At 49.1% G+C, this 21992-nt stretch carries 9 protein-coding genes; 1 reads left to right on the forward strand and 8 read right to left on the reverse strand.

Going from position 1 to position 21992, the window contains the following annotated elements:
* Nucleotides 1-112: 112 nt before the first annotated feature.
* From QZT94_RS00285 to QZT94_RS00305, 5 genes are all read right to left on the reverse strand, one after another.
* Nucleotides 113-6955, reverse strand: coding sequence for a beta-galactosidase (locus QZT94_RS00285; RefSeq protein WP_296762125.1), 6843 nt, complete (start codon nucleotides 6953-6955; stop codon nucleotides 113-115).
* Between the two features lie 75 nt (nucleotides 6956-7030).
* On the reverse strand, nucleotides 7031-11209 hold the full coding sequence (locus QZT94_RS00290; protein ID WP_296762127.1) for a family 20 glycosylhydrolase: 4179 nt from the start codon (nucleotides 11207-11209) through the stop codon (nucleotides 7031-7033).
* Nucleotides 11210-11630: 421 nt separating this feature from the next.
* Entirely contained in the window at nucleotides 11631-12536 is a 906-nt protein-coding gene (locus tag QZT94_RS00295) for an alpha/beta hydrolase (protein ID WP_072509870.1), read from the reverse strand.
* Nucleotides 12537-12558: 22 nt separating this feature from the next.
* Entirely contained in the window at nucleotides 12559-13371 is an 813-nt protein-coding gene (locus tag QZT94_RS00300; RefSeq protein ID WP_296762130.1) for an alpha/beta hydrolase, read from the reverse strand.
* A gap of 25 nt (nucleotides 13372-13396) precedes the next feature.
* Complete coding sequence (locus QZT94_RS00305; RefSeq protein ID WP_079985885.1) at nucleotides 13397-14770, reverse strand: sugar porter family MFS transporter; 1374 nt, start codon at nucleotides 14768-14770, stop codon at nucleotides 13397-13399.
* 354 nt (nucleotides 14771-15124) lie between these two features.
* Between QZT94_RS00305 and QZT94_RS00310 the strand changes: the two genes are divergently transcribed.
* Nucleotides 15125-15817: a GntR family transcriptional regulator gene (locus tag QZT94_RS00310; protein WP_270625321.1), complete on the forward strand. Its 693-nt coding sequence runs from the start codon at nucleotides 15125-15127 to the stop codon at nucleotides 15815-15817.
* Between the two features lie 91 nt (nucleotides 15818-15908).
* Here the strand turns inward: QZT94_RS00310 and QZT94_RS00315 are convergent, their stop codons facing one another.
* From QZT94_RS00315 to QZT94_RS00325, 3 genes are all read right to left on the reverse strand, one after another.
* Nucleotides 15909-17135, reverse strand: coding sequence for a hypothetical protein (locus QZT94_RS00315; RefSeq protein WP_072509872.1), 1227 nt, complete (start codon nucleotides 17133-17135; stop codon nucleotides 15909-15911).
* Between the two features lie 530 nt (nucleotides 17136-17665).
* Complete coding sequence (locus QZT94_RS00320) at nucleotides 17666-18484, reverse strand: hypothetical protein (RefSeq protein ID WP_072509873.1); 819 nt, start codon at nucleotides 18482-18484, stop codon at nucleotides 17666-17668.
* A partial coding sequence (locus QZT94_RS00325) for a hypothetical protein (RefSeq protein ID WP_296773079.1) occupies nucleotides 18477-21992 on the reverse strand: 3516 nt, incomplete at its 5' end. The genes QZT94_RS00325 and QZT94_RS00320, both read right to left, overlap by 8 nt.

Raw genomic sequence — 21992 nt, forward strand, 5'->3', positions numbered from 1 at the left:
TCTTAATCTTTTCGATTTTTACCTAGATGAGCAAGCCCTAACCCTAGATATTTGCTCCGGCTAGAAATTGGTGGGGCAAATCCCTGATTAGGTTTTCACCCCACCAATTTGGTTATTTATCTTCCAGCCATCGCTGGCGGTAACGCATCCCGATTCCTACCCCCAATGCCAATAGCGCGATTAATAAAGCGGAGACGCCCTCGGTACCGGTACGCCCCAGTCCCTCTTTAACGCTCTTTCCCTTTGAAGAGGGCGTTTTAGCGTTTTCCGTAGGAGTCGCCTCGGGGGAAGGATTAGCGGGATTTTGCGGATTATCCGGCTGGGAAGGATTCGGCTTTTCTGGCTGATCCGGGGTGTCCGGTTTATCCGGGGTCTCCGGTTCTACTTCCCCAGGGTTATCCGTTTGCGCAGTTACTGGCGCTAAAGCATTCATCTGGGAAAGATGAACCGCGCGCAGCACTACGTTTTCTGGCCCCGCATCAGCTTCTTTACCAATAACCGCAATTGCCGCCGTGTTCTTGCCGTTTAGATTGAGGAAAGCCGCCGGGATAGTGAAGGAATCCTGCGGGCCGATATCACCGATATAGATACCGGTATTCCACCCATTGACAAACAGTAACGCCTGAGAATGGTCGGTTCGGGTCTGCTGGGTATTGCCGAAGCGGCGCGAGAGCACATCCAGGCGGAAAGCTACATCGGCATCTTTAGGTACGTTTAAATCGAAAGTGGATCGATACCAGGTAACCCCGGCCTCGTCCGCGTGCATATCAGTCGCCGCGGTCCACTTCGAGTCATCTAGACCTGGCAGATGCCAGCCTTGACGCTCGCCATATAAACCACCGTTGTTGTAAAGACCCCGCGCTTTATCTTTAGTGCCGCTCTTATCGGCAGCGCCTTGAATCTTCCAGGTAACTGTCCCATCCTGAGCGGGAATAGTAGCTGAATACAATCCCCGGTTTTGGCGTGACAACCCATTATCTGACCAGTCCAGGTTTTGCCCCAGGTTATTTACTAGCACCGCCAAAACTACTTTATCGCCGGCTTTAATCCCTTTAGCGGTAAAAGTCTGACCTGCGCCAGCGGCGCTGGCCGCGCCCAGCGACTTCCCATTTGCCCACACTTGCATAAAGGCGGGATTCTTGCCATGCCCGGGCACTCCGGATCCCCCATTAGCGTTCAGAGCGATAACTGGGGAATCACTGCTGGTCACAAAGGTAGCGCGATACCATACGGAGCCTTCATAGAAACCGTAATAATTGGAGTCAAGCACCAGTCCATTAGCACTAGGGGCTTGCCATGTATGGTTACGCTGCATACCATTAGCCACCTGCCAGGCACTATCGTCAAAATTGATTTCCTTTTCCGGAGCCCCCTCCTGTTTCACCCACTTTAGCTGGGGCGGCTCGAAGCTTAGCATCTGCGGAATAAATTTGGTGAAACCAGCATAGACACCCTCGGTTTCACCTATTCCCGCTTTTCCTCCATTCCAACTCGCACTCTTTACGCCTTTAGGAAGCAGCACGTAGGGAGTTTGGCTCTTAGAATCAGTAGTGCCATTAACCTCGGCATTCGAGCCGTTTAAACTCCAGTTGCGAGCTAGCTCTGCGCCCTCGACCGCTAAACGTTTGCCGCTACCTCCATCACCGGTATTTAGTAACCAGGTGGGTTGCGCGTAGGTGCGGTCAATAATCCGCAAGCGCAGTGTATCTCCCGCACTTGCTGCTCTATCTGAGGCAGCCGGGGTGATAGTGATATCGCTAGGTTCTGCCGAATACTTATAGTTCAAACGCAGCGTCTTATACTGTTCATTCCAGGTAACCTCTACCCCTTTAGGGGCTTTTACCTGCGGTTTAGCCGGGTAACGTAGCAGAGTTTCCCCATCGTCTCCCGCTACCCCGAGCAGGTACTGTACCCGGGCATTATCGGTAGCAATCGGGGAACCAAATAGCTGCGAGGTGGTGTATAACAGTTTTTGTCCCGCAATTTTCATATCCGCGCTCATCAGCAACGCATCCCGACCATGCAACGTTAGGGCAGTTCCCGCTTTTTGGGGAATCCGCGACCAAGAGTTCTCTCCATCTTTGACGCTGGTTCCGGTATTGAACTGATCTATGGCATCTTTATCGGGGAATACTCGCAGCGCATCTAGCGATACGAAAGTACCTTTAGAACCCGCAAAAGGCTTACCGGTAACTTCAACTTTTAAGGTGTGTTTACCGGCACTTAAACCCCGCACACTATATAAAACCTGCTGAGGGCGCGCGGTGTTAGTGACTTCTTCTGCGGTTTGCCCCACTTTTTCCCCGTCAATATACACATCGGCTATGCCGTGATTACCGGAGAAAGCCCCAATAATATCGATTCCTATCCCATTGAAGTCATAGGTATAAGAATCGCCTTTACGGGCAGAATAGGTTTCGTCTCCTTGATAATCCCCACTAGTCCAGTTTTGCCCGGTAGCATATTCCCAAGATGAGGCAGTCCCGACCGCGGGATTATATTTAATCGCCGAGTCATTATTGTTCACCACTATCCAGGGCGTGGCACTGGCTCCCAGGACGTTCAGCGCATCTAGCTGGACTTTCGTGCCCCCAGTGGTAGATCCCTCGGCGCTTTGCCCCAGCACCCGCACTTTCAGGGTGTGTTTACCGGCGGGAAGATTACTCTTAGAGAACACGACTTTTTGGGTAGGTTTATTCTGTTCGGTTCCCACCCAGCCAGTTACTACCTGTTCCGCCTGGTCATCGAGCTTTACCGCGAATTTTCCATGATCGGTTCCGGTGGCTACCGCAATCTCGATTCCCGTGCCGGTAAACTCGAATGCGACTTCCTCGCCCGCTTTAGCGGCCTCGTGGACACTTCCTTTCCAAGCCGAATCGTCCTTAACTGACTTCCAACCCGTCGAATACTTTAAGTCACTGTCACTATCATCGTGATTAAACCTTGCCCCCACTCCGGAGGTGTTCGCTAAATCTAAAGCAAAAGTAAACTTATTGGTGCTGGTGTCATTGGTGTTATTCAAAACAAACCCCAGGGTGCGCCCCCCGTTACCGGTAGCTGAAAGCTCCGCTGCGCCCTCGGAAGAAATCCGTTGATACCCTCTAATCTGGGCGTTACCGCTAACCCGCTTAATATCGGGTTTAGCTACCGGATCAGAGGTCACATATTGGGGATTGGCTTGCAAATAGTAGGCAATCTCTTTTTGCGCGCCAAATTTGTCTTTGCGAATCGTCCGATCTTCGTCTATACCAGCGCCATAGTCGTAACTGGTAAAACCAGAGGAGGGAGAACCGGTATAGCCCCAGTTAGTGCCCCCAAAAATCATGTAGTAGGTATAGGCTTTCACCCCGTTACCGGCCAGGACTGTCCCCCACTGGCGCACAAAGTTTCCATCGGTGAAACTGGCGCATTTCTCGGGGGTAAAGTTTGCTCCCCAAGGAGTGAAAGCACCCCCTTGACCTTCGGCTATAAAATGCGGACCTTTCGGTTCATAATTGCGGAATGTCTGTTCAACATCATCGAGGTTCCCGCGTCCTGCTCCGCAGTTGAAACCCAGAGGATAACGATCATAGGTGTAAAAATCAGTGCTGCCATATTTCCCTGCCGGGTTTCCGGCTTTATTCGGGGCAAAGCGTCCTGCCAAGCCCCAGTCATTTTCAAACAGGGGAACAGTTATCCCATCGGTCCGCACAAAGTTGCTCAGCTCTTTTAAGAAGGCGGTAGTGCTGGGATTTTCTGTCAGCAGCTCATTTTCCACCTGATACATAATGATGGAGCCGCCCCCCTCGGTAATCAGGTGTTTCTTTGCGATATTGTTAAAGGCTTTCAACCAGCTCTTAGAGGCTGCCAGGGCTTTCGGGTCAGTGGAACGCAAAGAGGACGCCGCATAGTTAGTCATATATGCGGGCAGACCTCCCATTGAAATCTCGGCATTGACGTAGGGACCGGGACGAGCAATCACATATAGTCCCTCTTCCTTTGCCATTGTCAGCAACAGGTCAATATCGCGGCGAGTGCCTTTATCAAAATTGAACGGACCGCCCTCTTCGCTTTGATGATCGCCCCAGAAGAAATAGAAAGATACCGCATTAAATCCGGCTGCTTTTATCTTTTGGAGGACGTCGCGCCAGGCCTGGGGGGAAGGGATTCGCCAAGGATGGAACTCGCCCGCCCAAACTTGTAGACGCTCGCCATCTATTTTCAAAGAATGATTATCCCAGGTTACTTTATGCGGTTTACCGTCATTTCCGGGGAAACTATAGCTGCTCTTAGGGTAAGAACGCTCAGTGCTTTCCCAGGTGGTATCGCTTTGGCTGGTTTGAGTTCCCGGCTCTGGGGGTGTTTGACCGCTAAGTGAGGGAACTTGAATAACCGCGCTGACCAGAGCAGTATCACTCTTGCCGTCTAAAGACTTTAGTCCGCTGGCTTTTGCGCTTAGCTGCGCCTGGTAGCTATCTTTGGGAACTTTTGTCAGGTCTGCATAAACCTTAAAGACTGAGTTCATCTGTCTGCCGGTTTGATAGGAACCGTTTACCGGTATGTATTCTTTATCCAAAGTGGTACTTACCGGCACATTTATCACATTTTGGGATTCTTTCGGGGTCAAAGTTAAACTCAAATCCAGGTTATTCTTACCTTTGCCCGGCGCCGATACATATCCGATTAACTGCCGATTAGCTTTGCCGATTCCTTTCCCTTGGGAATCTACGGCTATCGGGGATAAGGCTGGGGAAATCCGCCAGGTGACCTGAGAGCCGTTAAAGAAACTGGTATCCGTAACGTTCAGGGCAGTTGCCTGCTGGGCCACCCCGCCCCTAAAGCGTTCCCAGTTCTTATTTGCCTGGTTTGTCCAGCCCATCTCGGCGTGAGCTAGGAGCCGAGGGAAGGCAATATACTCGATATCTGCCAAGTTGCGCACGCCCTCACTCCAGACTGCGCCCTCGATACCCAGGATTCCTTTATCGTCACTGAGCCCCATGACCTGCTGGGGCTGAGCATCATAGGCGTGTTTCAAAGTGCATTCCCCGCCGGGGCAAGCCCAACTGGGAGCCACATGTGAGCGGTCTTCGCGTTGGGGATAATAGAAGTAGCTGGCGTTAGACACAATGAATTTGCCGCCTTTAGCTACAAAATCATTTCGCAGCTGGGAGCGATTAGGCGCAGCAGAATCGGTGTTCCACCACTGGACTACCCCACCATTGTCGGCAATCCCGGCGGCCCCCACGCTCTTTAAGGCTTCATCCCAAACGATGGGGGTTTGCTTCATGGCTTTTACTTTGGGCAGAATCTGCTGCATATATTGCAGGTAATGCTGGTGATCCATACTGTTAGCTTCATCGCCGCCAATATGCAGATAAGTGTTGTTAGAGTTTTGCGCCAAAATCTTCAAAACATGCTGCATAAAGGTGTAAGTGTGAGGATTTAAAGCATCCAGATTCACTTTCATATTGTTTTTCGAGTAATTTGGCTGCCCAATCGTGTCTTGGCCGCCCTGGGGCTTCGGATTAGAGTTTTCCGAGTTCAGCTGCGGTATGGAATATAGCGCTGCCTCCGTGTGACCGGGAGTATCAATCTCGGGAACAATCGCTATCCCTAATTTATTGGCAGTTGCCACCATTTCGCGGTAATCATCCAAGGTGTAGTAGCCGGTGCGTCCCGCCTGGGGTGCGCGGTCAATATCTCCGGCTCGCAAACCGGCACTGCCTCCGCGTTTAGCCAGCTGGCTATAGTCAATCGGGTCAGTAGCGTCTTTGCCCTCATTCGGGATATCAATCCGCCAGCCCTCATCACTTAGATGCAGATGCAAAGTGTTCATCTTGAAGCGGCTCATAGAATGCATCAGCTTGATGACTTCATTCTTGGGAATGAAGGAGCGCGCCGGGTCAATCATTAGTCCGCGCCAGGAATAGCGAGGACCGTCTTGAATAGTCATCGCCGGTATCGGCATTAAAGATCCTACGGTAACTTTGGGAAATACTGCCCAAGGCCCTAGCAATTGCAGCAGCGATTGGGTTGCCCATAGCGCCCCGCTGGCACTGCGCGCGGTGATGGTTACCCGGTTTGCTGCAATCTTCAAGGTGTAGGCTTCATTCATTTGCTCCTTGCCTACCCCACTGACGGTTAAGCTCGGATCGATAACGTAATTAATCTGAGTTTTAGCACTGGAGCTGGCCGAAATCGGTAGTTTGTATCCGGTGGATTTAGCTAACGTTTCGGCAAGATATTTTGCGGGCTCCCCAGCTAAGCCACTGGCAGTAATCTCGCTATCTTTGGTGAGGGTGAACCGGGAGTTACCTGCGGCAAGTTCAGCTTTTTGCGGGTAGGGAATCAATTGATTCAGCTGAGCCAGATTTTCGTTTTCTGTCGGGGTGGGCTGCGCAGCTAGAGTCCCGCAAGCTGCTATTTCCCACAGCGATAGTCCCCACTGCTGTGATTTGCCAGAAATCTGCATTTTCAGGTAGCGCATTTTTTCGCTGCCGTTAAAGGTATGCTCGGTACTTCCAGCTTTTTTACCTATCTGGTCGGTTACTAAATCCCGCCAGGTGGTGCCATCATTACTGGCTTGCAACTTGTAGGGTTTACCGAAAGTGTTTCCCCAATAAAGTTGCACCTTATTGATAGTGGCGGTTCCGGCAAAATCGATAGTCAGGGCAGCGTTATTGTCGCTTCCGGCGGCAGACCAGCGACTGGCAGAGCTTTGGTTATGGATGGCCGGAGTAGCTTTATCATCGGGACCGATATTGCCATCTACTGCCAGTTCTGGACCTTTTTCTCCCGCAACTTCCCGGCTGGTGGCATTTACCGTTTTCCCGACTGCCAAATTGTCTGCGCACAGAGCGCTATCCCCGCTCGCGAGCGCCTGGGCACTGCTCGCTGGGATTAGCACCGACATTAAAGCTACTGCCGCTGTTACCACAGTGGCATTTGCCCGGCGTTTCCAACTAACATTACTCATTTATTTACCTTTCCCAGCCTCTTTGCTCAGATTCTTATATGTCTTTCGCAAGCGTCTCGCCGCTTCGTTCCCCTTTTACCTGTGAGTTCGGTGTCGGATTAGCAACAAAACTCCCCCAAATCCGATACTTAGCGCGGCTAGTAGCAGCGATAGCTCGCTGGAAGCACCGGTGGAGGGCATCGCAGAAGTAGTGTTTTGCTGGCGGGGTTTAGCGCCCGGCTTTGACCCGGTGTTACCAGGTTTTGCCGCCCCACTATCTGAGCCTGCTCCTGGTTTAGTATCTGGTTGCCCGTCGGGTTTGCTAGGTTTATCAGGGTTCGGGTTATCGGGGCTGGGCTCCTCAGGCGAGAGCGCGCATTTTTCTTTTTCAGCCGCGTTCATATCGCGAACGCCCTGTTCCGTAGTCACCTGGGCATTAGCAGTATCAAGCACCCATTTAGCTCCAGCTGCATCCCAAATATATTCGGTAGTGGTAACGCTGCGGGTCTGCATGACTTTGAAGGTCTTACAATTGCTGGCGTCTTGCTCTGGGGAGTCAGTCCACTCGCCTTTTACCACCTGGGGAGCCGGTTTTTCGGGTTTTTCCGGCTGCGGCGGCTCAACTTGACCGGGGTCTTCGCCCATATCTAGGGTCCATTCGCTCTTTGCGCCCTCTTTAAACCTGAATAGGTCACTCGCGGGCTTCGCTACAACTTTGGTTTTTCCATAGGGCAGCGGAACGGCCTGCTGCGGGGTTAGCAGTTGATCACCTAAGTAATACTTAACTCCCGTAACTGCGGGCACTAGGAAATATCCGGGATATTCTTTTCCTTGCGCCGTTAGGGGTTGCTTTTCCGCTACGGGAGCAACCGGGGTTACTTCCGTTCCGTTTTGGGCACAGACAGCTCCGAAACGAATCTCAGCTGCACCTCCAAAATCATTTCCTGCCTGGGAGTTCAGCTGAACCATCCGCACGTATTTGCCACTTAACTGTTTGTCAGCTGCAAAGTTAAATACTTGCGGGTCAGCGTGATTCTTCAAAGAACCACTAATGGCGCTCTTCCAGTCGCTGCCATTTTCTGATACTTCAATCCGGAAATCTTTAACCCGCGAGTTTTCTTGCCCGCTGCGTGCCGTATATTCAAACCCGGTAATCACGCATTTTTGCTCTGGAGCCGCTTTGAGCTGTGCGGTAATGGTGTGCGGGAAAGTACCGGCCGGAGCAGCCCAGCGGGTGTGCCAATAGGTATTGGGATCGCCGTCAAATGCGGCGCTTACCGGACCGGAGGGTTTTGGCTCATTATCTGCCTGCGAGGAGGCCGTAATGTTTTCATATCCGCAATTCGGGTCATTCATCGTGGGGCATTGCGCAACCGGATTTAGTAGTTCTTCGCGATTAGACACAATGGTGGCAGTGACTTCGGCACTTCTGTTAGCCCCAATCTGGGTGGCGCTAAGTTGATGAGTACCACTGTCTTGCGGTCGTAACACTTTTTCTGCCTTGTCAAAGAATGGCAGATAGTATTCGGCGCTCCCATCTGCCCCAGGCATTGCCAGGAATTGGGTTTTACCGTTCCAGGCGAGTTTTACATATTTGCCGGGTTCAAACCCGCTTAGCTTAACTTTTACCCGCTCATAGGGGCGGATGAGATTCTTTTCAATGGTGATAGTCGGTTTTTTACTTGCATCCCAGGGGTTATTTTCACTGGGATCGGGGGCGCCATTTGCCACATTTACCGTAAAGGTGGTTTTTTGTCCGTTTGACCCCGTAATAGTACCGGTGTAAGTTCCGGGATTCGCATAGGGGTGTTTTCCGGTCACTTTATATAGCGGGCTGCTATGTAGGGCATCTCGGGAATGGCTTTGGGTGAATATTGCCGGTGAGGGCGCGGAGCCGTCACCCCAATCAATAGTGGCGCTGAAGGGAGTATCCCCGAGGGCGGAAGCTGCGTTATCGACTTTCGTTATTTGCGTTCCCTCAGAGTTTTTCACAGTGCCGGGAGCCGCAAATTCGCCTACTGCCAGATTCACGGAGCGGCCCGGCGCAACTTTTTGGTCTACCCCCGCTAAAGCGGTTTGCCAATTGGCTTTGGGACCGTCAAAGAAGTTCACTGCCGAAACCGCGAGCCTATCTCCCATAGCTGCCATGCGCTGTTTGAACTGGTTTACGTTTCTCTTCGCTTGTGGAGTCCACGCTACTTCCGCATGAGAGATTGAGCGCGGCCACATTAACCATTCTGCCTGGTATCCTCCGCGAATAGTTTCTGACCATTGCACGGCTACTGTCCCGACAATGCTGCTTTCGGGAATCCCTTTGATTACTTGCGCCGGATCCCAGTTATAGTATTTATCGAAATCTCCAGTTCCGCTCCAGGTTAAACCGATACTGTTACCCCCGGGAACTCCATATTTCATATCTATATAGGCGGTCGAGGCGTTCGATACCGCGACTTTAACGCCCTCGTTTTGAATTGCTCGTTTCGTGTTAGCGGTACTACCGGTCCAATACTGCACCAAGTCCCCAGGCTGTAGCGTGTTGGAGGCGATTTCATTCCATCCGATTGGAGATTTGCCTTGATCGCGAACTGCTTTCGCGGACATATTCAGAAATTCGTTGAATTTGTCTTTCCCCAGTTTGGTAACCATATCGTGGGATTCGTCCCCTCCGATATGAATAATTTTACCGGGGGTAAGCGCCGCCAGCTGTTTAAATACGTGGCGGACAAAATACTGGGTGTGCTTTGAGTCTGGATCAAGGTAGGAATAACCCACATCTCCGGTTCCATTGGCGGGGGCTACCTGCCATTTAGCCGGATCAGTTATGGCATTGCCATCGGCATCTACAGTGCCATTATGAGAGGATTTGGCAGAGTTTAATTGCGGGATGGCAGCTAGAGCCGCATTGGTGTGTCCGGGCATATCAAACTCGGGCTGAATCGTTACAAAACGCTCGGCCGCATATTTGACCAGTTCCTTATATTCTTCCTGAGTGTAGAAACCGTGATGTCCCAATTCGACTACATTATCGTCTGCCTGCTGACTAGAGCCGGTTAAATCCTTTAAGGAATAGGCTTCCGAGTTCCAATTCATTGCGGTTTTGCCGGAAACCTCGGTGAGCTTGCTGTAGTCGATAGTGTCCCCAGCTTCGCGTCCCTCATTGGTTATTTGCAGCCGCCAACCCTGATCATCTGAAAGGTGTAGATGTAAACGGGAGCCTTTCACATTGGCAAAAGTGTCAATCATCTGTTTTAAGTCAGCGATTGTCAGGAACGAGCGGGCTACATCTGCTTGTATCGCGCGATGCGCAAACCGGGGCGCGTCCTTTACCGTAATCGCGGAGGCTAGCCACTGGCTGTTTACCGGATGGGGAGAATAGATAAAGGCGGGGAATAGTTGCAGCAGAGTGCGGGTAGCGTTCCAGACGCCTTGCGGGGATTTTCCGACAATCTCTACCCCGCTTTCACTAACCTTTAAGCTATAGGCTTCCTCGATATTTCCACTGGTTAAACCGGTGGTATCTAGACCAGTGTCTACCCGTAAACTGATCTCGCCCTCTTTACCCACTGGCAGGGGAAATCCGGTGGAGGCACGCATAGTTTTGGCGGTCATCTCCGCTACCGCTTTAGAAGCGGAATCAGTTTTGATTTTAGTGTCTGCGCCTAATTCAAAACCACCTTCTCCGGGAGTCATTTCAGCAGGCAGTGGAATCAAATTAGGCTGGGCGGGAGCTACCGGTTCTGCCCCGTCCCATACTTCAAATTCAAATAGGGAAACCCCGTATTTAATTCCTTGGAAAGGGGTGCGGCTCTCGGCCTGCATTTTCACGTATTTCCATGTTCCGTTAGCGGTAGCGGCATTGAGTTTTTGGGTATCTGTGCTGGAACATTGCGGGCGGATGGTGTCGCTGGCTTTTTCCCAAGTGGTTCCGTCAGTTGAAACCTCTAAATGATAGGAGGCGGCACAGGCGGCTTCCCATTTAATAGTTACGTGGTCAATTTTAATGGCTTCTTTTAGATGTACCGCAATCCAAGCCTGGTCACTGTGATTGGATGACCAGCGAGAATCACCGCTGTCGTTACCATCAATAGCGGCCTGCGCCTGCCATTTATCAGCAACTTCATTACCGGAAGCACTAACGCTCGCGCCATTGGCTGCTAATGCTTGATTAGCTGGCGCTGCAGCCTCGGCTGTCCCGATGCCGGCTGGTAATAATGCCGCTAGTGCCAGAGCGCCTGCCCCTAAAAGGCAAAATACCTTTTTAGACCGGTTAAACATTTCCTACACCTTCCTGTTTCGCAATCCCGCAATCGCGCTATTACTGCCCAATCAAACCTATTTAAGGAGGTACATTAGGGGAAGTTTCTCCCCTAAAGCACCGGTTATCTTTTACCGCTACGCTCTCTGTCAGTGCTGTTTACAGCGATTCCATTCCCCAGAATCAAAGCTAGTTTCAAAGACTCTCAGGCACGCCCTATCAAGAGGGCGAGCTTAAATCTTTCTTCACTTCTTTGTGTCTTTCTGGCTGCTGGTACAAAGACAGCGTCTTTACTGTCGAGGACGTACACTCTTGGTTTCAAGAGTGCTCCCAGTTTAACAAAAGGAAACACTCAGAAACGAATCCTTGGTTGAAAAACTAGCTGACCTTTCAGGGTGGCTAGGATTAAGCAATCCGAATAAGCAGGAAATGTCGTTAGGGCTAAATCCCCGCTGAGTTTAGCGCGTTAATCACCAGTTCGCGTGCCTGGTCAGCAATCGCCGGACCTTGCAGACCTAATACGCCATGGCAGGTGCCTGGAAGCAGCGTTAGGCGCACCGGAACGTTACTTTCCGTTAAGGTCTGCGCAAATCTAATATCTTCATCTCGCAAGGGATCGCATTGGTTGGCTACCAGGAAAGTTTCCGGCCACCCCGATAAGTCACTGGCTCTGCCGGGAGCCGCATAAATATCAGCTTTTCCCTCGCCTAGATAGGCTTTCCAACTGGCTTTAGCGTTAGGCAAATCCCATACCGGGGTGTCTTGTCCGCCTTGCATAGAGACTGTTTCCAGCCGATCATCTAAAACTGGCTCAATTAGAAACACTCGGTCAGCAAGTGCTATTCCTTGGTCGCGACTGAATAAGGTTACTGCTGCCGCCAGATTACCTCCGGCGCTATCGCCATAAATTACGCTCGGGAGCGCCGGAAACTCTGTTTTCACCCATTGCCAGCCCGCCACACAGTCCTGTAATGGCAAAGGATAGGGATTCTCGGGGGCGAGGCGATAGTTGGGGCTAACAACACACTGACCAGTTTCTGCCACTAGCTGTCCGTTCCAGCCATCATCATAGCGAGCTTGCCCCGCAATCATTCCCCCACCATGAATACTGTAGATAACCCCTTGCGGTTCGCGATTATCTGGGCGGAATACTCGCAGTTCAACCTGGTAACCATCTTTGCTTTCCACCTGCACTATTTCCCGGGTGATACCGGCAGGTAGCGCAATCTCGCCACTGAGCATTTTTTCGCCCGCTGCCCGCATTGCCGGCGGATCCCAGGCCATTTGGGGTGGAACTGTGTCAAGAACCGCGGCTATCTCGGAATCTAAAAGTATCTTGCTATCCATTATTCTCTTCTCCATTGAAACTCTAATAATCTAGACTAGCCAATAAATCGTCACAAAGCGCATAGAACTCGGCTTCTTTTTCACGGCGTACGCAGTGACGGGTTCCCGGAAGAATCACCGTCTTTAAGTTATGGTTGCCCAGGTTTTCGATTTCTTTTAGCCGTTGCGGTCCTATCAACACGTCCTCACCATCGGAGGTAATGAGCAAGGTCGGCATATTGAGTGAGCAGGCAATCTGCTCCCATGACTGCCGCGGGCTAACTTCGCCGAGGGCAACAAAATCTAAATCGACTTGCAGTTTCCCCTGTAACCAGCCAGAGGCTTCCGCGAGCGACCAGCTGGAATAGTCTTTGCGGTTTTCTGCTAATGCCGCGACCATTTCGGCTCGCATCCATTTAATTCGTTTCACCAGCTCCGCTGCGCCTTCTTTGTATTGGGTAGCCTGCTGTGGGGTTAGCCAGGCAGGTTCTTCCAAAATCAAGGCTTTAACTAAATCTGGTCGCCAGAACGCTACCGCGCTCATCACCGCTGCCCCCATTGAGTGCCCGATTAGTATAGCGGGCTCGCCAGCATTAAGGTGCTCAATCGTGCATATCATATCGGCGACTTCGGTAGCTAGCGGGTCAAGCAGGGCTTCGCGGCTAAAACGAGGAGACAGCCCATGCCCGCGCGCGTCTACACAGGCTACGCGGTAATCGTTTGACCAGTATTTTTGCAGGCTAGCTAACGAGGACGCATTATCGGTAACCCCGTGGGTAGCGATAATCAGTGAACTATCTGCAGATCCCGCCATGGTATAGGCCAGCATCTGACCTTCCGGAATTGTCTTTTCCATAGTAATTACCTTAACTTTTTGCGCGTTAGCTGGCGTAGTCGCGTTCAATTTCTTCTAGGGTTTTTCCTTTGGTTTCCGGGATAACTTTCAACGCGAAAATCCCCAGTACAGCGGAGGTTAGCGCATAAACCCCGAAAGTTCCCGGACCACCGAAGGTTTCAAATAGGCTAAGGAAAGTAAGGGAGACAATAAAGCTCATGGTCCAGTTCACGCCGATAGTTAAGCTCATGGCGGTACCGCGAACGCTCAGGGGGTAAAGCTCGGAAGCGATAATGAACACTACCACATTTAAGGTGGAGGCAACTGCCGCGATATATCCAAATACGCAAATTAAACCAATAATTGCACTGGTAGTTCCCTGACCGCCTATAGCTAAATCAATCGCCAACCCAGCTAGGAAGATGGTCATTAGGAAAGAGCCACTGGCCAGTAGCCGGGTACGCCCAATCTTGTCTACTAACGCCATACCGATAAAGGTGGCAACAATATTGATTGCCCCCATACCTACGGTAGCTAGAATTGCGCTACTATCGCCTAGACCTGCTCCTTTAAAAATAGTGGGGGCATAGAATACCACCGCGTTCACGCCGGTTAGTTGTCCTAGAATCTGCAGGCCGATTCCGGCGATTAATACTCGGCGCAAGCGGCGCTCCCCCAAGGCGCGAAAACCTACGTTTCCTTGTTCCCCACCAATCGAAGCCTTAATTTCGCTTAGCTCGTCCTCTACATTTTGACTTTCCCGAACGCTTTGCAGAACCTGCCGCGCCTTATCGAGCTGCCCATCTAATGCCAGCCAACGCGGCGACTCCGAAAGAGTGATGATACCGATCCCAAATAGCAGCGCCGGAGCTATCGAAATCCCGAACATCCAGCGCCAATCATGACTTACGCCGTGTAGTGCATAGTTCGCTATATAGGCCAGCATAATTCCGGTGACAATCATCAGCTGGTTTAGGGCTACTAAGCGTCCGCGAATATGGGCGGGAGCTAGTTCCGAGATAAACACCGGAACGATATTGGAAGCAGTACCAACCCCTAATCCGAGAATCACCCGCGCCACAATCATTATCGGTACATTGGGGGCAAAAGCCGCAATAATTGCCCCCAATACGAAGATTGCTGATGCCGCAATTAATACCGGTCGTCTGCCGAATCGATCAGATATTCTCCCGGCACTGAGGGCCCCAATGGCTGCCCCTACTACCAGGGAGCTAACCACCATTCCTGAATGAATAGCGTCCAGGTCAAAATCTTTTGTCATTGAGGGTAGAGCGCCAGAGATGACTCCGCTGTCATAACCGAAAAGTAACCCTCCGAGAGCAATCACGAAAGTTGCCCAAATTACTCGTTTACTTGTTACCTTATTCGCTGGTGCGATTGGTTTATAGGACGCACTCATGGTTTTCTCCTCTTTTAGATTTTACTATCCCCTCAAGTAATGTCCCTGGATTTAAACGAAATCGGCTAGCTCCATCACTGCCGTACATCTCATTGAATCTCAGCGACCAAACCAGCCTAGCATAACACTAGGTTTAATCAATAACTCTAGAGCAATAATGTTGATTGCAACTTGCTGAGTGCAATCTAGGTATCTCAGTTATCTGCCATATTCATTAAAATGCCACAAAAATCTGTTTTAAGAGTTAGCCTACGAAGAGAGCTAGTCAATGCTTTAGCTTGAGTCGGCGCTCGCTTACCCGGCGTCCCGGCTCGAAGAGACACAATTAAATTCCCTTACCCCTCACCTAAAGAAATGAAAAAATACGAGATTATCATCGAAAAACTCTCCGATTTAATCGACCAGGCGCAGCCGGGAGACCGTCTCCCCACTGAACGGGAGCTAGCAACACAATTCCAGGTCAGCGCCATGACCGTACGGCAAGCTTTACAGTTTCTACAAAAGGGAGGACGGCTACGCTCTGTTCGAGGCAGCGGTACTTTCGTTACGGAACCGCGAGTATTAAAGAGCGCTACCTCCCAATCCTTTAGCGAATGTATGCGCTCTCAAGGCAGAGTTCCCGGATCTAAGCTGCTGGAAGCAGCGATGCGTCCTCCAAGTGAATCTGAAAGCGAAAAACTGCAAATAGACTCCGAAACCTTTGTTTACTGCATTAAACGCATTCGCCTAGGAGATAACATTCCGGTGGGCATCGAACAAGTAATTCTTCCTGCTCACCTTTACCCTGGACTGCTGGGTAATAATCTAGAACAATCTCTTTACGATATTTTAGATAAGCAGTACCAGAATAAACCTTCCTTAAGGTCTTTAAGTGTCCGTACCCGTCATGCTGATGCCGCAGAAAGAGCCGCCTTAGAAATCAAATCGGATATTTGCTGTTTCCAACTGCAAATACTGGGTTGTGACATGAAAAATAACCCGATAGAGATTACCGATGGACTTTATCGAGGAGATCAGTATGAACTCTCGGTAAATCTTTCACACTAGCCGCTAAGATACCTTAAAAATATGGCTTTTAGCAGTATTTAATAGTCGCTATCGGTTGCTTAAGCTATTTAAGCAACCGATAGCAAGTTTATTATTGGGGATTACTGGCTATATCTCTTATCACTTGCGAATCCGATATTTTCCCTTTCAACCCTTTAATCTGGACATTCTTGATAATTTTTCCTGAACTTTTATCAAAAACTACAATACGGGGCGCAGCGAAGGAATCACGGCTATCTTCGACCAGTACGGTAACGGTGTTTTTATCGGAGGAAAAGTGATAGATAAACTTGGAGTCCTCACTTTGTTTTTCCTTGCGTAATGCGTCGTTAAGAACCGTGGTTTTCCCATTTTCCACATTGGTTTCATAAAGAACGCCGTAACCGCTAATCCATATTAGTTTTCCCTTTTCGTTCAGCGAGTGCGCATCAAGTCCGACTTCAGAGGCACTCTCGGACGAAAACTTTTCAGAGGAACCATTTTCATTAACGACAGGTAGCCAATTAAGTCGCCCTGTGTTTGCGTCAGCAACCACGAGTGCAAGAGCACATTCGTCCTCTCCGCCCCCTGGGCACCGACCCATATGAGGTGCTAGCTTGGTATCTCCTGTTGGCTTTGCCCCATCATAAATAGTAAACGATCCTATAAAATAGATTCGATTTTGAGCACAGGGAGCGTCATTAGCGTAAAAAGAGAATTCGGAAGAAGGCATACTTTGGGTATTCAAATTCCGATGTTTCACTGCTCCTTTATCAACAATCTGATCGAATATGAAACGCCCATTACTGACTTCCGATGCCTTGGAATAGGCGGTATATACATTATCACCACAGGCTGAAATCATTGGATAGAAACCGACTGTTTCTAACTTGTGATGGACGCTAGAACCCGGTCGGGATACCACAACCTCTTCATGATATTTTTTGCCCCACCTCCCTCCATTGTAGACTCCAACGCGCGTCAAACCGTCACTGAGCGTCACCAGACCATCCATCAGGTCAATCCGGTTGCCCTTAACTGAGGTAGTTCCCTGTTTCGTAATCCAGTGCTCACCGTTAGTATCAGCATAATGAACACCCTGTTGCGTCCAGGAAATCTCTCCTGAATCCATTCCCGAATGCGAAACTAAATCGTAACTACCATCGTCGCGAACAAAGATTGCGTATCCACTGCTAGGGCTGGGTAATATTCCCGTGTTTCGATAGGTACTCGTGAAAATAGCCCATTGGTAACTATCTAAATCAACCTGGGTATCTGAACTATTTTTAGAACAGGCGCTCAAAAGCGGGGTTGCAAGGGATAATACCATAAGCGCCATAGCCACCCTTAGACATATTCTGCTTTTCATTTTTAAACTCAGAAACGTTGATAGGTAACAGTTTCAATAGCACGCTTCATGTCACTATAGTTAGTACCAGGCGTCTTGTTTACTAGCTCAAACATTAATGAGGACTTTTCGCTTTTCCCTATCAAGTTTGATGTAGTATCAGATGATGACGCATGAGCGATACAGGGGTAGGACAAGCTCAAACAGAGACCAAGTAGGCTCGCTCTAATCATTTTATTGATTTTCATTATTGTAATTCCTTTCGTTCATGCCACCGTTGCTGGTGGTGGGGTGGGCAGCACGGGAATTTGGGCTGCAGCCTCCTCTTAGAGACAACAAAACATTAACCTTAGCTTTACCTTACTTACAAAAATAGCTAGGTAATGTCCGAACTACGGACTGCCCGTACTCGTGCAGGTTTAGTGTCCCAGGTGTTAATAGCTACTGCTCTGACACCATAGGCAGCAATACCAAGTTAATAACTAAAAGGCTCAGCACCAGCAGATTCTTTGCCAACTATTTTAGAGCGGCCAGGTTAGCTTAAAAGGAGTCTTCCCCCTAAGAACCCCATCACGGCACATAGAATACTTTTCCCGAAAAGCCCGAAAACCAACACCATATTCGTCACTCCGCTTTTCGGTGTAAGCCTCCTCGCGTTGCGCATAAGCTGTGGCATGAGTGGAATAGAGATATTGAATCTGCGCCCAAGTAGCCATCCCCTCATAAACGCACAAGGTTTTATCTTTTCCGTAGACTCTCTCTATAGAGGCACGATCCCAGTTTATGTACTGCCAAATATGGGTCAGTTCATGAATAGTAGTACCCAGCAAGGCCAAAGCAGGAGCCCCATTTTCAACATGAAGCGAATATCCGGCAGACGACTTTACCGCATATCCTAATGTCCGACCATCAAACCCAGGAGTTGCTTCAAAAGTTTCCCCACTGCCCTTGGCAATCTCCCGAGCATTAACCATAGAGACCTGCATAGCTACTGCAATATCTATCTCGAAAACCAACTCCATCTGTTTCTTAGCCCGCATGAATAGGGCGACGAATTGGTCGCGAGTAGAGATGGCGGTTTCGGAGCAGCGCATACATCTCTCTCGACCATCAGCCAGGCGCTCAAAATCTCCCCCCATTAAAGGAGTCATACAAAAATCACAGTAATTCGTTCCCTCTTCCCCGATTTGTATATTTGGGGCATTAACCGGATCGCCCAATCTGGTTCTAGTAAAAGGAGAGTCGTTAAAACCAGCTAAACCCAGAAAATCCGCGACACCAGAAATATCTATGGTCTGTCCCGCGAGCGAACCGGAATAGTCTAAATAGCTGCTACGCATCTGTTTCTACCTCCCCACCTTTACTACCAGCAGTGCTATCATCATCATCATCAGAGCTCTCCCCCTCGGTTACCGGCGATACCTCAGCGACCTGTTCACTAGAATCTTCACTATCCTTACCGGAGGACGAATCAGGTTTTTCTAAATCAGAGGTCACTACCTCTGCTTTATTAGTTTTGCCATCCACCTTTATCACCACCGGTTCCATATCGGGAACGAGTTTTACCTTAGGCTTGCCCTCCTTGACGGAAGTTTCCTCAGCGCCGGGGCTAGTCCCAATCGTTGCCGCCTCATCTTCTGCTAGCTCCTCAGCTCGGTCACCGGTATCCACAGAATCTCCCTCTGGCGTTATCGCTTCATCTGCTGGTTCACGCAGATTTTCCGGCTCTACCGCGCTATAATCGCCCTCAGTAAAATCAGGGGAAAGTGGATTTTGGGAGTTGTCCGCTCCGGTCTTTCCTCTACCAAATAAACGCTTAAACCATAGTTTAATTCGCTGCCCCAAAGTGAGTTTGGTCGGTTTATCTTTCCCCTCAATCGGATCTGTAGGTAGCTTAATATGTTTGCGTCGCAACAGGTATTTAATAAACTCTTTAAATCGCCTCCAGAATGGCAATTCTTTATCGAGCGCCCTTTGTGATTCCTTCTCTTTGCGCTTTTGTCGAGCCTGCACTTCTTCCATGCTTTCACCAGGGAAGCTAATGGTTACATCTTCAGGTTTAACTTCAGTACCTTCCGATTCAACCGGAGTAGTTAGCCACAATAGATAATCAGAAAGGATATTGAAGAACCGCTCCCAGTTACGTTCAAAAGCCTCCAGCAAACCTAAATCAATATCACTATCTTCGATAATGTAGATTCCTTCAGATATAGACCTAATCCCCTCTTCGGTTTCTTTTTCCTTTTCAGAGGGGTTCTCTACCGAGCTAGCTGCCCAAGCCTGGGCAAGAGTAAACTCTGGCAACAATCCCTCGAATTCGTCACCTGGATAGGCAGTGCTCGCCCATAAAAACTGGTGAGAATCAGGGAAAATACTAACAAAAAGCTCATTTAGTAACACCGCTAGACTAGCTCTAACTTTAGGATCAACCCCCGGACATTTAAGGCATAAAACTTGTTTATCCACATAAGAACGCGTAGGTAAATCGGGCAAATCCACTCTGCGCATATGCGTTAAATCTGAGCGGCTCGGCAAGTCCAAATATCCTTTAGTAAGTGCTTTAACCTCCACTATCATCCGCTGAATCCTTAAAGGACTGCCACTGAGATGGGAATAGCTTGCCCCTTGAGGACGAATATTAGAAATCGTAAAGTCTAGCAGCGGACGGTAGGCGGGTCTGCCCTCCACATGATCGGCTGCCCGCCTTAACACCACCTGTCTGGCATTACCCACCTCAATGGCTTGCACCTGATAATACTTACCCCCATAAGTAAGGAACTGACCAGGTAAAACACACTGAGCTACATGCCCACTTAAACAGGCGGAAATATAGTTCTGTTCGCACCGTTCATCCTCAACCACGAAATAAGAAGTATGTAAACCGTTAAGGACGTGAGAGAAAACAGTGATATCGGCAAGCCGGTAGGAAAGAAGAAATTTTCCTGCTTCCTCCTTAGGAGTTTTTGTGACCTCAAATATGATGCTATCTTCGGCTACTTGGAAATAGCGGGACATCATTTCCCGTAAGCGAGTAATCGCTAAAGGCTCACCAATATCATCAAAACCGCTATCGTCCTCTTTAGTTTTCTCAGTATTTAGCTTTAAGGAAAGATTCTTTTCGATACATCCGGATAACTCTAAATCTTTTACAATCGACTCGAGAGGAACTGAAAAAGTAACCAACTCCAGTAAAAGACGTAACACTGTACTACGGGTAGAACGCGAATAGTCTGAAACTATTGTCGGAATTGCCTTGCGATCTGCGTGGAACATCCTACGGTTATCAGCCATATAGTCGCGCAGTAAATAGTCTTGACTGATTAGGTTTACAAATCCGTTAAACGTACTACGTGAACCATATAAGCGTAATGACTCATGCACATTTGCTATTTCATCTTCTACTATCAAGAAGGAGTGCTTTTTTTGCTTGAGCGCTGGAGGGTTAGGAAGCGGCAAAAAGGAATCTTGAAAAGCCTGCTGGGAATGAGGCATTTCTGCATAGCTCGTTATCGGTTCTGCATACTGCCCGGCAATCCAACTCATATCTAGTACCGGGTAGTTTTGCCCACCTACCCAACCAATTTTTTCAACGTTATATTTCATCGCAACGGCAGCAAGTTCCGTACCCATACCCAGATCGCGCACCACACCCGGGATAATTCGCGGAATCAAGCGTTCCCCTTGCCCAGCCCAAACCACATCTGAACTGCTACCTCGATTAGGTTGAGTGGCTATAACCGAGGTGAAATTGGTTTTAAGAACATGAGAGAGGGTATCAACCAAGCCATCAGCATTACGGTCAAAAGCCGCAAATACTGGAGTATGTTTCTGAGACACTTGCGCAGCAAGCACCCCTAAGCCCAGTTGGGAAGTAGCAACTATCTTAGAAGGTTCGCTTAATAAGACTATTTCTACCCTTGATAAAAACTCATTATGGGCTGCCAGCACTTGGTAGCGGTGTAAATCAGCCGCCCGTAATACCCCTACGTCAAGATTATCCACGGGTATCTCTCCGATTACCCCCACTGACCATAGATTCGGGATTCCAGATATATCCTCTAAACCTTGGTTAATCCAGTTAGCAATATCGCTGGCATTAGCATCGCGCCCCACAATTATCAGACATTTTCCGCCTTCTAATAAGCGCACGTAGCATGAAAAAGAAACGTAGGAAGTTAAATCATGATAAAAAGGCGTACAAAAGAGGCAGCTTTTTCCTTTCAGAAGATTCAAACCCGCTAACATGAGGTTTTCATCTATGTCAATGCCTTGTTTCTTGAGACGATCAAAATACTCCCCGTAGGTTCGTTCAGTTTCATCATCAGATTTTCTTAATTTATAAATGGCATTAAAACTCTCAGAAGTTACGGGGCTACTCAGCTCAATACCATCATCGAGAATCCGCTCGGGAAAAAGCTTGCGATAGATTGCCCGTAGGGCAGAATAGTTAGAAACGTGTCTGTTTTCTTCCGATTCCCCGTAGAGAGAATCCTTAACTTCATCATCGGTTAAACCATGTAAGGCATAATAAAGTTCCCCCAACACTATGGTTCCAAATAGGGGGAAACAAATTGCTCCAAAGGCAGGCAGTTCGGGATAGGCTTTAATCGCGACAATGATACCCAAGGTACACAGCACAGATCCTACGAAGAACGCACAATAAAATGAACGCGTTTTCCCGAATCGGGATTGAATATACCAACGATTAGAGATGGAATCATAGTCAAAGAAAAGCTTTACGACACTAATTCCGAAGAAATCATCCCCTTGAAAGAAATTGGTAGCAAAGCGACGATACATAAGTTTTATTACCATAAAAACTATGATTATGGCTGCATTTTCTATATA

It is taken from the genome of Varibaculum sp. (genome assembly GCF_008661855.1).
GTDB lineage: Bacteria > Actinomycetota > Actinomycetes > Actinomycetales > Actinomycetaceae > Varibaculum > Varibaculum timonense_A.